The following is a 14,548-nucleotide window of genomic DNA, read 5'->3' as shown; positions in this document are numbered from 1 at the left end:
TTCGTGTGTTAAAATTGTAGTTAACAGATGCTAACAATGCGTGCGAGGTGATTTTATGGCGAATGAACAGACCGATGTTGCCGATGAACGTTTATATAGATTCCAAGAAATATGCCAGCTTACTATACGGGGACGAGAAAAAGAAGCATACCGAAAAATGGTGCAACAAGCCCTGTTTATCAAGGGGGGCGGCGAAGAGGTTCGACTTTTTCGAGTGTTTTTGAATGCTATGAATCAGGCACATTACCATATTTTGCTGTATACGTTTGAAGCCTCGTTCCACCAGTTGTGTTATCGCCACGGAATTTTGTTCCATGAGGTTGAAAATTGGAATGAATTTTTACTGGTCGGCAAGCAGATTATAAATAATTACGCTGCCGCGGCAAATTCAATCCACAATCGTTATAAAGGAGCAATTAACACGGTTATCAACTACATACGCGAGAATATTGACCGGCCGCTGACATTACGGGAAATAGCGGATCAAGTTTACTTGAGTCGTTCTTATCTTTCGTCGATTTTTAAAGAAACGATGGGGGAAAATATAAAAGATTTTATTTACCGTGAGCGCATGCGCACGGCGCAGAATCTCTTGCTGTCAACGGATGTCGGAGTGCAGGAAATATCTTGTCGTTGCGGCTATCAGTCTTTTGCGTATTTTTCGGCATCTTTTCGGCGATATTGTCACATGAGTCCGACATCGTTTCGTCAAAGAGCTGTAGTGAAGTGATACGTGGCATTCTTATATTCGGCTCCAGCATCATGCACCTAGCAGAGTTGGGCAGACCGCAAAACTATAGCTTATAGCTTCCGGGCGGATTGATGCTTGAGTATACCATCTTTTATCCTCTGCATGGCGATGGCGAGAGTTTGCCGTGGCAGAGCTAAATTCAGGCGAACATAGCCTCGGGCATTGCCGACAAACAAGTTATCGCCGCCCTCCAATAAAATTCCGGCTTCATAAGCAAAAAATTTCGGCAAATCTTCCACATCATCCAGATAGGCATTGAAATTCACCCAGGCCAGATAAGTTGCTTGCGGAATGGAAAATTTAGTTAAAGGCAGCTCGGCTTGCAAGAACTGCTGAACAAAAGCAAAATTTCCGTCCAGATAGGCTTTGAGTTGGGACAGCCATTCATCGCCTTGATCATAGGCGGCTTTGTGGGCAACAATGGACAGAGGGTTGTAGAAACCGACGTTTTTGTCACGTTCTTTGAAAGCTTCGCGCAAAACTGGATCGCGGATGATGATGTTGGAGAACTGCAAACCGGCCATGTTGAAAGTTTTGCTGGCGGACATGCAAGTGACCAGCTTCGGGTAGTCGGTAACTTTGGCCAAAGGAATGTGCTTAACGCCTTGCCGGAGCAGATCACAGTGAATTTCATCAGAAATCAACCACAGATTGTTGGCGGCAGCGATGGCGGCTACTTGACGTAGCTCGGCTTCCGTCCATACCGTACCGGTCGGATTTTGTGGATTGCACCAGATAAGCACTTTCATGCCGGGTTTGGCGGCGCGGGCGGCCAAGTCGGCAAAATCGACTTTAAACTCAGACCCTTTAACCGACAGTGGCGAACATTCATAACCTATGTCATTGTAATCAACCGCATGTTGGAAGAACCCATAAGCCGGCGTGACCATTAAAGCTTTTTCTCCCCGATTACACATAAGCTCGACCAGCTGATACAAGGCCGGAATTACTCCGGTGCTGAAGCAGAGCCGCTCATAAGGCACGCTCCACCCGTATTTGCTTTCACACCAATGATTGAAAGATTGGTGATATTCTTTATCCAGCGACATGATGGTATAGCCGAAGATCCGCCGCTCAATACGCCGTATGATCGCTTCACGAATCGGCTCAGCACAGGCAAATTCCATATCGGCAATCCACATCCTGATGAACTCGTCATCGGCGTAAGGAAAAGTCATCTCCGGGCCGGCGTGAAAAATAAAATCACGAAATCCGTCAGTATTGATTGAATTGGTATGGCGGCGATCGATAATTTCATCAAAATTGTATTGCATGGGATCCTCCGACTGAGCTAAGTGCTCATGTGTTATTTGCCTAAATAATAGATGAAATGAGCCGGCAAAAAAAATTGTTGAAGTTGCCCGTTTTTAGATAAAGAAGCAATAAAGTTTCCTGATAATTGATTTTTGGCCGTTAAAACGCTATAATCAAGGCGAAATTATGCGAATGAACAAATTTACAAAGAAAAGTTGATTTTTAGGAGAGATAGGATGACGAATTTAGGGGCGAATCCCGATATCAGCCCGATTATAGGTGACAATATACGTTTTTTTCGCAAACGTCTCAAACTTACCCAAAGTGATCTGGGAAGCCTGATAAATAAGGGCAAGGCCACGGTGGCGAAGTACGAAAGCGGCCAAATTATTTTGGACGTTCAGACATTGTACGAAATCGCGCGAGCACTGGGGGTTAATTTGGAGCAGCTCCTGTATGTGCCGGCTCCGACGGCCCGAGTGCCTTCACAGGCTGAAATACCGGCTTTTTTTAAGGACACGTATAAGTTCTATGTCTATTTTTATGACGGGCGCAACAAAAAGCTGACCGAGTCGGTGATGGTGATTAATCCAATTCCGCGTGAGGGGGAAGCCTCCCTTGAAGCAAAACTTTTTTATAACGTTGAAGATGCGGAGCGGTATCAGCTTTGCGAATTCACCTTCGTTGGAACCCTCCAACATTATGATGTCATCAGCATTTTTACTTTGCAAAATAAGTCGATGGCGATGGAAGAGTTGAAGATAAGTATTCCGACGACATATAACGATGCTGAGGAGAAATTCGGCCATTTTGCCGGTATATCGTCTCGGCCACTGATGCCGGTTACGTTTAAAATTCTGGTCAGCAAAGTCAAAAAGGTGCCGGACAGCACGTTGGTAAAACAACTGAAAATATCCAAATATGATTTGCAGATGATTAAGTTTTATAACATGTTTATCGTGACATAAGTAGGATGCCTAATAGTAGCATCAAAGCTGGATGTTCGCTCAAATTTTAAAAGTGCGGTAATGTTTTCCTTGATTACTATTCGTTCTTCTTTGACCCTTATAATCCGGCCCGGTATCGGTAGCGACACCGGCGACGGCAGCGACCTTGGCCTCGGTGTATAAAGCTTCGGGTCGACAACCGGTCCGGTGCCGGTAGCGACATCGGTCATGCTGAAATGTAGCTGAGACCGGTGTTGGCAAGCCGGGAGACAAAGGCAGGAAGCGGTTTGTGGGGTTCGCGGGGGTTGCGCAAGCTGAGCTAGCCGCTTTAACCTGCCTGAAGGTCTGAAGATTTTCGCCAGCTTCACTAAGCGGCTTCAGTCTATGGATTGCAAGTGCTTGTCTTTTAAAGTAGCGCCGGTCTTGGCTAAAGCTGCATGGGTAGCTTCGATTTCTTTGGCGCGGCGTATTTTCAAGGTTGTGGTCAGGTTAAAGTCCTTTAATGTATATATACAATAGCGTATATACTTGTATTCTGCAAGCTGTTGATTCAATGCCGCGATATGCTCATCGAGATATTCCCGTACAGCGACAGTATCCAAGACTGAGTCGGCACCGACTTCGGTTACCGCAGCGGTGTCAGCCGGGCGGCGACAGTTTTCCGGTAATTCTTCCGGGTTAAGCTGCAACTTACAAACGACATCGACTTGTTCGCGATTGCCGGGCTCCCCCCAACAAAGGGCATTTTTAACGCCGGCGATCTGGCAAAGCTTGGCCTCGATTTCTTCCGGAAAAACTTTTTTGCCGTTGTTGAGGACAATCATCGACTTTATTCTTCCGGTTATGAACAGGCAGCCTTTCTCATTGAGATAGCCGACATCCCCGGTGTGCAGCCAACCTTCGGCGTCGATAGCGGCAGCCGTGGCCTCCGGGTCCCCAAAGTAGCCGAGCATGACATTTTTGCCCTTGACACAGATCTCACCTTTAACCGGCTCAGTCTCATTAGAGGTGAAAAAACGGAAAATGTTAAACATGTTGAGGCCGCTGTTGTCGGCGGTGTTTTCGTAATGGGCGGGTTGTTCGTCTGAAACTATTTTTAAAGACAAATCGGGGCAAACGACTCCGACCGAGTTGAGTATACTAAGTTCTTGGTTGTTGCAGGAAACCAACGGAGCCGATTCTGTCAGGCCGTAGCCGGTCCATAGTTCAATACCGATGTCGTTGAAAAAAGCAGCTTCGACTGGATCGAGGGCGGCCGCACCGACAATCATCCAACGTAAATCGCCAAGCCGGTCCAAAATAGCTTTGAATATTTGCCGGCGATTATCGAGGCCGACCATACGCATACTGTTGCTGGCCAATCTGGCCAGTTCGACTTGCCGCTCTTTGTTTTGCTTTTTTATTGTTCGCTGAATTTGCTTGTACAGCGCATCGACAATGGCCGGCACACATAGGACGAACTGTATTTTCCAATCTTGCAGATTGTACCCGACATAACGTAGGTTGTCGTTGATATGCACGGTCACACCGTAATTCCAAAGTCCGTAAAGCCCACAGGTGTTTTCAAATGTGTGGTGTAAAGGCAGGAGAGATAAGGCTCTTGTGCCGGTTGGAATATCTAACAGTCGCGCCGCCTGCCCCGCATTGTAAGCGATATTGCGATGGCTGAGCAACACTCCTTTAGATTGGGCGGAAGTACCGGAGGTGAAAATTAGGGCTGCCGGGGCGTCCGGGTCGAGACAGATACGGCTGAAACGGTCATCGCCGGCAGCCAAAGCCGCCCGTCCACCAGTTAAAAGGGTGTCAAGGCTGATGATTTGCGGATTCTCCGCCTCCAATTTTCGAGCAAGATTACCGTCATCCAGCAATACGAGGTGTTTAAGCGTGGGTACATCTGGCAAAACGGCGGCCAAAATCGGATAATGCTTGGCATCAAAACATATGATGTCGACTGCGGCGCGATTCAATAAGACTTTTAACTCGGGTTCGGAAAGTTGTTTGTCCAATGGCACGGAAATGCCGAGGCCGAAGAGATTGGCGTTGTGCTGCAAGATCCAAGCGTAGGAATTTTCACCGATAACGGCAATGCGAGATCGCGCGGAATCAAGTTCACAGCAGGACCCCGGTTCGCCGTAATGTGGTGGCAAAACGTCCGGAGTCGCTGCGGATCGGCGGGCGTAATCATCGGGGAGAGTGACCAGGCCGCGGGCCAAAAACCCGGTGCCGAGCGCGTTTATGTCGTCCCAGAAAGCCTGGTAGGTTTTGTGAGCACACCGGCCTTTAGGCTGCAAACGATAGACATAAGCATCATGGGAGGCAAAACGTTGCCGGCAGTTGTCAAGCAAGGTGCGTAAATCGGAAAATACAGGATGGTCAACATAAGTGCGACCGACAGTTGATTGCATGGTCAAAATCCTTTCACCTAATTTTTGTGAATCAAGTTGGTCTGTTTTAAACTTCAAAATTCAAGCTCCAAACTTCAACTTCCAAAATTCGACTTCCAAACTTCAAGTGCGGAACTTAAATTCCCAACTTTCAATTATTCTAACATCAAACTAACAAAAATTAAAAGCGGTTACATACTGTTTTGTAAGATAATAGTATTGTTGGTGTCAATATTTTTTAGAAATATAACAAACGACCGTAATATTTAAGCCGCGATATCAACCAGCCATATGTTATACTTACGCACATGAATTTTCAGAGCAGAGCAGGTCGACGGTAGGGTTAATTGCGGTGCAGCGATGATTAGTGCGGTGAAACAAGGGCGCAAAGAGCAAAGGAACAAATACTAATCTTAATTTTGCGCTAGATAGAGTAGGGCGCAACGAACATTGTCCGCTACGCCCTGATGATTCACAAGAAATTTCGAATTAAGACCTCAATTTTTGGTGCTTTCAATAGTTTGCTCGGCTTCCTTTACCTTAACTTTCAGCTCTTTGCACGAAGCATCAAGTTTCCCCTGCTCTTCTTCGGTTAAGCCGCACTGCAAGATAGACTGCACACCGTTGGCGTTGATAACCGCCGGAACACCGGCATATATACCTCTTTGATTATACTCGCCTCGCAAATACACAGAAACCGTCTGAATGGAATTTTCGTCTCCCAAAATAGCTTTGGTAATCCGGTTAAGCGCAGTTCCTATGCCGTAGTAAGTCGCCTTTTTAGCTTCAATAATTTTATAAGCAGCGGTTCTGACATCCACCTCAATTTTGGTTAGGGCTTCCTTGCTATAAACGCCGTTCGACTCCTCGACGATCTCAAGAATAGGCTTGGTTGATACACAAACGCGGCTCCAAGGGACGAATTCCGTATCACCATGCTCACCCATAACATAACCATGAATGCTTCGCGGATCGATTTTCAGATAATCGCCTAACAAATATCTCAATCTTGCTGTGTCCAGCGAAGTGCCGGTACCGATTATTCGCCGCGGATTAAAGCCGGACAAATCATATACAACTTTGGACATTACATCAACCGGGTTGGTAGCGACCAGGAAAATGCCGTTGAAGCCTGAATTTGAAACCGGCTCAACGATAGATTTAAAAACCGCAGTATTTCTTGCCAACAGATCCATTCTGCTTTCGCCGGGTTTCTGAGCGACGCCGGCACAAATTACTACGATATCAGCATCTTTGCAGTCCGAATAATTGCCGTTCCAAATTTTCATGTGCGAGCCGGAAAAAGCGAGACCATGATTTAAGTCCATCGCTTCACCTTCCGCCTTTTGTTTCACGTAATCAATCAGGACCAGTTCATCGCAGGTTTGCTGATTAAGCATTGCGTAAGCGTAACTCATACCAACCATTCCACAACCGACTAAAACTACTTTTCTTTTATCTACAGACATATTGTCCTCCTTAATATATGAAATAAGAAATACAACTACATCTATTACTTTATCACAAAGTGTTTTGCATGTACGAGATTTTTGGAGCAAAGAACAGAAAATTTTTTGGCTGACCAACCGTTGACGCGTGCGGCGGAGTTATATCCCCCACCGGGGCTTACTTTGAGGCGCTTAAGTCTGTAAAATATCAGTGCTTCAAAAGGAATAGCAAGCGTATGTCGAGAGACTTAACGTTGCGATGAAGGCGAAAGTGCGAAAGTATATGCAAATTAAATCTGCCGATCAACAGGCCAAGCGCGAATCAACGGAACAAACAGCAAAACCGGATCTTCCCACGATGGATGAATACTGGCAACTTCGCGCTGAAACATATGATCAGCACGTTGCTTACGAGATAAAGCAAGGCGGCTGCGAGGCCTGGTGGCAAGTCCTCAGCAAGTATGTCGGCGAGGTTTCCGGCCGAAAGGTTTTGGACCTTGGAACCGGCCCCGGTATGTTTGCGGCCATTTTTGCTGCTCATGGTGCTGCTGTGACCGCCCTGGATAAATCATCCAACATGTTGGCTATGGCTCGCAAAAATTTAGGAGATCTGGCGGCGACGACGAAATTTGTCTTGGGAGATGTGGAAAGCTATGCCTTTTCCGATGAAACTTTTGATTATATTGTGATGCGCAACGTCACTTGGATGCTCAAGTTCCCGGCGGTCACTTATGCTAAATGGCAAACTTGGCTGAAACCTGGCGGCAAGCTCCTTATAGTAGATGCCAACTGGTATGCTTATTTGCATGACGAATCGTTAAAATTACAGATGGAAAAAGATTTTCAGCTTGCGCTGCGGCACGGTTTGCAACCCCGGATAAGTGCAGCTGAATCGCAAGCTTGTGCGGCTTTGGCGGCGGAATTGCCGTTTACCTACACAACCAGGCCGAGTTTTGATTCGGCATTGCTGCAACAACTGAAGTTTAAGCGAGTCGAGACGGAGGAAAACTTGGATAAGCGTGTTTACGCCTTGCCGGAACAGATAGCTTACCGCACTAGCCCGACCTTTATCGTTGTCGCCGAGCGTTGATTAATACTGAGACTAAAAATATGAAGAAGTATATATTTACAAAAATTATGCATGGGATTTTGTTGCTGCTTTGCATAAGCTTGCTGGCGTTTGTGACTAATTTCCTTGCAGAAGGTGATCCGGTGGAAATGTATTATATTGCTCACAATGAGCCTCTGCCGTCCCCTGAGATCTTGGCGCAAAAGCGGGCGGAAGCTGGGCTTAATGATCCATGGCTGAAGCAATATTCACGCTGGCTCGGTCACTTCATCGAGGGCGATATGGGGCGGTCTTTTCGTGACGGACGCGCGGTCAGCGACAAAATTAAGGAAGCTTTGCCGCTCAGCCTGAGGTTGGCTTTGCCGTCTTTCGTATTTACATTTGTTTTGGCGATCGCGGCCGCCGTTTTATCTGCTTACCACAAAGGTGGTTTCCTTGATCGGCTGATCGGAGGGGTAAGTTTTACGTTAGCGTCGATCCCAAGCTTTGTTTCGGGCGTTATTTTATTGATTGTTTTTGCCGTAAAATTGAAAATATTTCCGGTGCTGGCCATGGGTAACGCGAATGGTTGGGTGTTGCCGTCGATCGCGCTCTCACTGCCGATGATTGGTAAATATACTCGGCAGATCCGAGCCGGTTTGATTGATGAACTCGGCGCACCCTATGTAACGGCATTAAAGGTACGAGGGTTTAAACCGTCGATTATTCTTTTCGGTAATGTGCTCAAAAATTGTTTGCCACTGGTGTTTAACTTGATGGCGATGGCACTAGGTTATTTGATGGCCGGGGTGACGATTGTGGAAAATCTTTTTGCCTGGCCGGGTTTGGGTTCGTTGGTAATGGAGTCGATTTTGTTCCGCGATTATCCGACAGTGCAGGCGTTTGTTTTGATCAGTGGGTTTACTTATTTGATTGTAAATATGCTAAGTGATATTTTACATAAGTTGGTGGATAGGAGGCCGGCGTTGACGAATGGGCAAGATTAGGCAAAATAATTTTCGCAGCGGCGCGGCCGACGAGGCCGCAGGCGGCGGAAACGCGGCCAACAGCGGCGCGGCCAACAACGGCGCGGCCAAAAATGGCGCGGCCAAAAATGGCGCGGCCAACAGCGGCGCGGCCAACAGAAGCGCGGCCGAACTGCCGATCCTTCGTATTTGCCGCCACACCAAAGCCAAGGTGCGCCGCCCCGACAAAATCCTTTATGTGCTTGTGGCCGTGTTCGTGGCGCTGCTGCTAGTCGGCCTTTTCGCCGATCAACTGGTGCCGAATCCCCCGAATGAAGCGGTGCCGCTACGGGCATTACAAGCGCCATCTGCGGCTTTCCCTTTTGGCACGGACAGCTACGGCCGCTGTGTTTTTTCGCGAGTGCTTGTCGGGATCCGAACCAGCCTGATTCCGGCGATCGGCTTGGTAATCGTTTCTGCTGTGGTTGGAACAGCAATCGGCATGATCAGCGGCTACTACGGCCGCGCCGTGGACGAAATTTTGATGCGCCTGACCGACCTAGTCATGGCTTTCCCGTCATTGCTGCTAGCAATTTTTATTTCCGGGATTTTAGGTGGCGGCGTCAAAAATGCCGGCCTGTCCCTACTTTGCGTCAGTTGGACCAATTATGCTCGATTGGTGCGAGCCTTCGTCCTATCGCATAAAGAAGACCTCTACGTCAAAGCGGCAATTTTATCCGGAGAACGAGGCCCGGAAATCCTGTTCCGTCACCTGCTGCCTAACTTTTGTTCGGTTGTTGCCGTAACGATGAGCCTACAAGTTGCAACCATGATGGTGAGCCTGGCCGGCCTGTCGTTTTTGGGCTTAGGTGCGCCGCTGCCCCAAGCAGAGTGGGGGTCAATGATCAGTGAAAATGTTCCGTACCTGCAACGTGCCGCTTGGACGGTACTTTGCCCGTGCGCTGCATTAATAATTTGCTCTTTTTTATTTAATATAATGAGCGATAGATTAAGGAAAAAGCTTTCATAACATGAAGGTCACAAAATGGAAGTAATAACATGGAGGTAAATATGAAAAAAATAATATTGGGACTTTTGTCCGGACTACTTGCCGCGAGTATGCTACTTACATCTTGCGGTGAAACGGCTAAAACTACCGGCGACACGACGAAAAATCCGGCAATGACGCAAGCTGCGGCAGCCGATAAAACCGCCGGAAGCAAAGGGGAAAAAGTGCTGAAAATCGGTTCATCCTACATCTACGCGTCTAATGATCCGCATAAGGATTGGAACGGCTGGGAGTTGGTAAAACTGGGCGTAGGTGAGACCTTGTTCACCTTGGATGCCAATTATAAATTGGTTGGCAATTTAGTGGAATCATACATGAATGTGGATCCGCAAACCTGGGTAATACAATTAAAAAGCGGACTTAAATTTTCGAATGGCAACCCGGTAACCGCCAAAAAAGTTGTCGCCAGCCTGCAAAGAACGATTGAACTGAATCCGGAAGCCGCCGCGCTAAAAGGCACGGAATTTCAGGTAGAAGAGAACGAATTCAGCATGAAAACGCCGGAACCGAATGCAACTGCTTTGAATGCCTTGGCCGATCCGCATTTCATTATTTGTGATGTGACCGATACATCGGAAATTGCTACCAAACCGATTTGCACCGGCCCATATATGATAGATAAGTTTGAACCCGAAAAGACCATGGAGTTGGTGCCGAACAAAAATTATTGGAACGGTACGCCGAAACTCAGCCGTATTGTGAATAAAGCAGTCGGCAAATCGACCACCTTGGGGCTAGCGGTTGAATCTGGTGATGTAGATTTGGCTCAGGTCGACACCGATACGGCAGATCGCTTAAGCAGCAATCCCGATTTTACTGTTACCCGCACCCCGAGTTCACGTGTGTACATGATTTACGCCAATCCGACCAAACTGCCTGATCCCAAGGTACGTGAAGGCCTTTTCCGGGCGATTAACCGGGAAGAAATTGCCAAAGATCTTTTGAAGGGCGGCATCGAAACCATTTACAGCCCCTTCGCACCCAATCTGCCTTTTGCTCTGAAAGAAAACGAGAGTGTCGGTTTCGACGCGGCAAAATCGAAAGCGTTGGCTGACGAGACGAAAGCCGGCGGAAACAAAGTAGCATTGAAGTTTTATGAGCGTTTGAATATTCCTAAGATCGCCACACAACTGCAAGCACAATTTACTAAAGCCGGTTGGTCAGTCGAAGCAATCCAACATGAAAATTCCAAATACTTAAATAAAGGCGACTTTGACTTGGGTATGTATGGCATGGTGACCCTGCGTATTGGTGACCCATATGACTATCTATCCTCAGTTTTTGGCACGAATGGGACTGCCAATTTCAACAAATACAGCAACACTGAAGTCGACGCCCTGCTGAAACAGATGAAAAGCGAATTTGACGCAACCAAACGTGATGAAATGGCGCGAAAAATTTTAAAGCTTGCATTGGCTGATAATCTGCATTACTATATCGGCAATGTAAAAATTGATCTGGCTTACAAGAAAAATGTCAAAAACTTGGACATCAGTCCATTTGAATACCGTATCGTTACGGTGAACACCGATATTGAATAATGAATCTATTAGAAGTAAAAAATTTGTATGCCGGTTATGGGGCCAAGGAAGTGCTGCACGGCCTTTCCTTTGACCTGCGACCGGGCGAAGTACTGTGCATTGTCGGTGAATCCGGCTCTGGCAAATCCACTCTGCTCAAGGCGGTTATCAATGCCGCCTTGACAGATTTTTATTATCGCGGTGAAATAAGACGTAATTCTGATTTTGGGGTTGTGTTTCAAAATCCATTTTCGTCTTTCAACCCGACCAATTGTATTTGGACACATTTCAAGCAGTTGGCGCACAGCAAGAGTTCGCTGCGTTCGTCTGAGATCAAAAATCGGGCGGTGCATTTGTTGGAAACAGTCGGCTTGAAGGACGCGGAAGAGTTGTTGCATGGTTACTCATACGAAATGAGCGGCGGTATGCTGCAGCGTATCTCGATTGCTATGGCTTTGTTTTTTGAACCGGGTTTCATTGTCGCCGATGAACCGACGTCGGCACTGGATATGGGCGTACGAAACATGGTCATGAAGGAATTCAGCCGTATTAAGGCGGAAAACAGGTCTATTTTGCTAGTAACGCATGATATGCGGGTAGTGGAAAAGATTGCGGATCGGGTGATGGTAATTTTTGGCGGCCATATTTTGGAAGCCGGCAGCCAAGCAGAGGTCATAGGGCGACCTATTCACCCGTATACAAAAGCGTTGTTGGGGGCGGTGCCAAAATTTAACGAAGGTTTGCCGGCGAAGGTTTCCTACAATGATTTTGACTACGGGGAGTTGCAGGAATATTTGTTGCAACCGGATTCGCGGCACTATGTTGCCCCGTGGCGCATAGTGGAAGAAAATTAAGTGAAAGAGGGTGAGTTACAATGGCCAAGCCGTTGATTGAACCAGAAAATGATTTGCCGGGTGCGGCAACTTCAGCTGAGTCGGGTGCGGCAACTTCAGCTGAGCCGGGTGCGGCAACTTCAGCTGAGCCGAGTGCGGCAATTTCAGCTGAGTCTGGCGAGGCAGCCTCAGTTGAAACTAGTGTGGCAACCTCAGCTGAGCCGAGTGCGGCGACTTCAGCTGAGCCGCCGTTAATCAGCTGTGCCAGCGTTACGTTGCGATACGGACGCAAAAAGGTGCTAAGCAAGCTCAGTTTTGACCTGCAAAAGTTTCAGATCCTCGGCTTGCTAGGGGACTCAGGCTGCGGCAAGTCCACGGCTGCCAGAATGCTCACGGGGCTGGCCAAGCCTTCTTCCGGCGAAGTTTTTCTCGATGGAACCAGCATTTATGCGCATATTAGGCTCAGTCGCCGTATTATAAACCAAAAAGTTCAAATGATTTATCAGGATTCGACCAATTCTTTCGATCCACTAAAGACGATTGGCACTTCGTTGGATATCGGTCAAAAACGAATCCTGAATCTAAACACGGCCGAGAGCAGAGCGCGGAGTCTTGCAATGCTGCGTCGGGTCGGGCTCGATGCCAAAGAAGCTTATTATGCCAAACCGGGCGATTTAAGCGGCGGCGAGTGTCAACGCGCCTCGATTGCGAGAGCTTTACTGACCGAGCCCAAAATTTTGATCTGTGACGAAGCAACCTCCAATCTTGATGCGGGGGTGGCGGCCAATATTATTAATTTATTGAAAGAACTGAAAGAGGAATATAAAATGTCGATCCTCTTTATTTCCCATGACTTGGTTTTGGCAACAGCTTTTTGCGATGAAATATTAATCATAAAAGACGGCACGATCTTGGAGCGGCTGCCGGCGAAAAGGATTGCCGAGACTATGAAAAATCCCTACACCATACAGCTTTTTTCGGATATAATCGGCAAGGATTCTCAAAGGCTTTGAGGAATACATGATAAAAAAAGATTTTTTGCGCTTGGCCGTTCCGCTGGCGGGGCAAGGCCTGTTTTTGAATTTTGCTATTTTGCTCGATTTGGCTATGGTGGGACAGCTGGGAATTGCCGGGTTGGCGGCAGTCGGGATTTGTTCACAGCCGAAAATGGTCTTGAGCATTTTGTACACGGCTTTGGCAGTGGCACTAACGGCTTTGGTGGGGCGGCGCTACGGTGAAAAAAATATTGAAGAAGCGAAAAGAATCTTTACTACCGGTATGCTTATTACGCTGGTCATGTACACAGTGCTTACCGTGCCGGCGATCATTTTTGCCACCGATATCGTGAAAATCGCGGGGGCGAAAAGTGATTACAGCGCAATTGCCGCGGCGTATTTTAAGTGGATAGCGGTCAGCAGGTTTTTTGATGCAATTAGCACGGTGTTGGCAGTGCCGTTTATGATGACGGGGCGCGGCAAAGTGATATTTTTCGCTGGAGCGGTCGGCAATATACTCAACGCCGGGCTAAATTACATTTTTATTTTCGGCAATTGCGGGGCGCCGGCCATGGGGGTAGCCGGAGCCGGTTTGGCGACCATGATATGTGCGGCTACAACGGCACTGATTCTCGCGCTCAGGCTGCAAAATACGGGCCTCGGCTTTACCAATCGTTTGATTAAGCCGCTTAAAATGGCTCGCCTGACAGTACATGCGGTGTCAGAGCAGATTTGTGAGCGTATCGGCTTGTTTATCTTTGCTAGGCTGATTGCCGATTTGGGCACGGTCGGCACGGGGACGGGCTACGTGACGATGATTATAGAGGATATTTTTTATTATATTTTCATCGGCATGGGACAGGCGGAGGCTACGCTAGTTAGCAAAAGTTTAGGGGCGCATGATGTGAAACAGGCGCGGCAATACATTCGCACGGGCTTGCTGTTCAGTTTGAGTGTAGGGGTATTGGGGTCGTTTTTGTTCATCGCGTTCGGGCGCAGTCTGGCCGGCTTGATGATGGCGGAGGGCGAGGTTCTGAGTCTGGCAACCCGGGTCTTGTTCGTGAGCGGCATCGCCCTGATTCCGGAGGCTATTGCCCCGATCAACGCGGGTGCTTTGCGCGGCGCCGGCGATACGTCTTTTGTGGCCAAATATTCTTTGATAATTATTGCCGTTTTCCGGCCGATCATAACGTATCTATTTATCTATCCATGGGGATTTGGTTTGCCGGGTGCCTGGATGGCGATTGCTTGCGACCAAGGTTTACGCGCTTTGATTTCGGCGTGGCGACTGCACGGCAATCGTTGGTGTCAACGGGAAATTTAACGAGTGATTA

Annotated in this window: 12 protein-coding genes; 9 read left to right on the top strand and 3 right to left on the bottom strand. The window is 47.8% G+C overall.

Annotated elements, in window-relative coordinates; all coding sequences use genetic code 11:
- Positions 1-55: 55 nt before the first annotated feature.
- A complete protein-coding gene (locus HMPREF0868_RS08115; RefSeq protein ID WP_012994066.1) occupies positions 56-730 on the top strand; it encodes a helix-turn-helix transcriptional regulator in 675 nt (224 codons plus the stop codon).
- A gap of 71 nt (positions 731-801) precedes the next feature.
- On the opposite strand, the gene HMPREF0868_RS07140 is transcribed toward HMPREF0868_RS08115, so the two are convergent.
- The gene (locus HMPREF0868_RS07140) at positions 802-2,025 is read right to left on the bottom strand and encodes a MalY/PatB family protein (RefSeq protein ID WP_012994065.1); all 1,224 of its coding nucleotides are present in this window, start codon (positions 2,023-2,025) and stop codon (positions 802-804) included.
- Between the two features lie 216 nt (positions 2,026-2,241).
- On the opposite strand from HMPREF0868_RS07140, the gene HMPREF0868_RS07135 reads away from it, so the two are divergent.
- Positions 2,242-2,973, top strand: coding sequence for a helix-turn-helix domain-containing protein (locus HMPREF0868_RS07135; RefSeq protein WP_012994064.1), 732 nt, complete (start codon positions 2,242-2,244; stop codon positions 2,971-2,973).
- 356 nt (positions 2,974-3,329) lie between these two features.
- Here HMPREF0868_RS07135 and HMPREF0868_RS07130 read toward each other — a convergent pair whose 3' ends face one another.
- Both HMPREF0868_RS07130 and HMPREF0868_RS07125 read right to left on the bottom strand, forming a co-directional pair.
- Complete coding sequence (locus HMPREF0868_RS07130) at positions 3,330-5,414, bottom strand: AMP-binding protein (RefSeq protein WP_012994062.1); 2,085 nt, start codon at positions 5,412-5,414, stop codon at positions 3,330-3,332.
- 419 nt (positions 5,415-5,833) lie between these two features.
- Positions 5,834-6,805, bottom strand: a complete 972-nt coding sequence (locus HMPREF0868_RS07125; protein WP_012994061.1) for an L-lactate dehydrogenase — start codon at positions 6,803-6,805, stop codon at positions 5,834-5,836.
- A 250-nt stretch (positions 6,806-7,055) separates the two neighbouring features.
- On the opposite strand from HMPREF0868_RS07125, the gene HMPREF0868_RS07120 reads away from it, so the two are divergent.
- The 7 genes from HMPREF0868_RS07120 to HMPREF0868_RS07090 are packed head-to-tail and all read left to right on the top strand — an operon-like array spanning position 7,056 to position 14,538.
- Positions 7,056-7,874, top strand: a complete 819-nt coding sequence (locus HMPREF0868_RS07120; RefSeq protein WP_157667978.1) for a class I SAM-dependent methyltransferase — start codon at positions 7,056-7,058, stop codon at positions 7,872-7,874.
- A 20-nt stretch (positions 7,875-7,894) separates the two neighbouring features.
- The gene (locus tag HMPREF0868_RS07115; RefSeq protein WP_012994059.1) at positions 7,895-8,839 is read left to right on the top strand and encodes an ABC transporter permease; all 945 of its coding nucleotides are present in this window, start codon (positions 7,895-7,897) and stop codon (positions 8,837-8,839) included.
- Positions 8,826-9,827: an ABC transporter permease gene (locus HMPREF0868_RS07110; protein ID WP_012994058.1), complete on the top strand. Its 1,002-nt coding sequence runs from the start codon at positions 8,826-8,828 to the stop codon at positions 9,825-9,827. Before HMPREF0868_RS07115 ends, HMPREF0868_RS07110 begins: the two co-directional genes overlap by 14 nt.
- A gap of 41 nt (positions 9,828-9,868) precedes the next feature.
- Positions 9,869-11,407 (top strand): ABC transporter substrate-binding protein, encoded by a 1,539-nt coding sequence (locus HMPREF0868_RS07105; RefSeq protein WP_041705721.1) that lies wholly within the window; start codon positions 9,869-9,871, stop codon positions 11,405-11,407.
- Positions 11,407-12,240 carry an ATP-binding cassette domain-containing protein gene (locus tag HMPREF0868_RS07100; RefSeq protein ID WP_012994056.1) on the top strand — a complete coding sequence of 278 codons (834 nt, stop codon included), beginning with the start codon at positions 11,407-11,409 and terminating at the stop codon, positions 12,238-12,240. The genes HMPREF0868_RS07105 and HMPREF0868_RS07100 overlap by 1 nt, the downstream gene beginning before the upstream one ends.
- A gap of 20 nt (positions 12,241-12,260) precedes the next feature.
- Positions 12,261-13,232 carry an ABC transporter ATP-binding protein gene (locus HMPREF0868_RS07095; RefSeq protein ID WP_012994055.1) on the top strand — a complete coding sequence of 324 codons (972 nt, stop codon included), beginning with the start codon at positions 12,261-12,263 and terminating at the stop codon, positions 13,230-13,232.
- A gap of 7 nt (positions 13,233-13,239) precedes the next feature.
- A complete protein-coding gene (locus tag HMPREF0868_RS07090) occupies positions 13,240-14,538 on the top strand; it encodes an MATE family efflux transporter (protein WP_012994054.1) in 1,299 nt (432 codons plus the stop codon).
- The last annotated feature ends 10 nt before the right edge of the window (positions 14,539-14,548 follow it).

It is taken from the genome of Mageeibacillus indolicus UPII9-5, assembly GCF_000025225.2.
In the GTDB taxonomy this organism is placed as follows: domain Bacteria; phylum Bacillota; class Clostridia; order Saccharofermentanales; family Fastidiosipilaceae; genus Mageeibacillus; species Mageeibacillus indolicus.
This window is presented reverse-complemented; position numbering and strand designations above follow the sequence as displayed.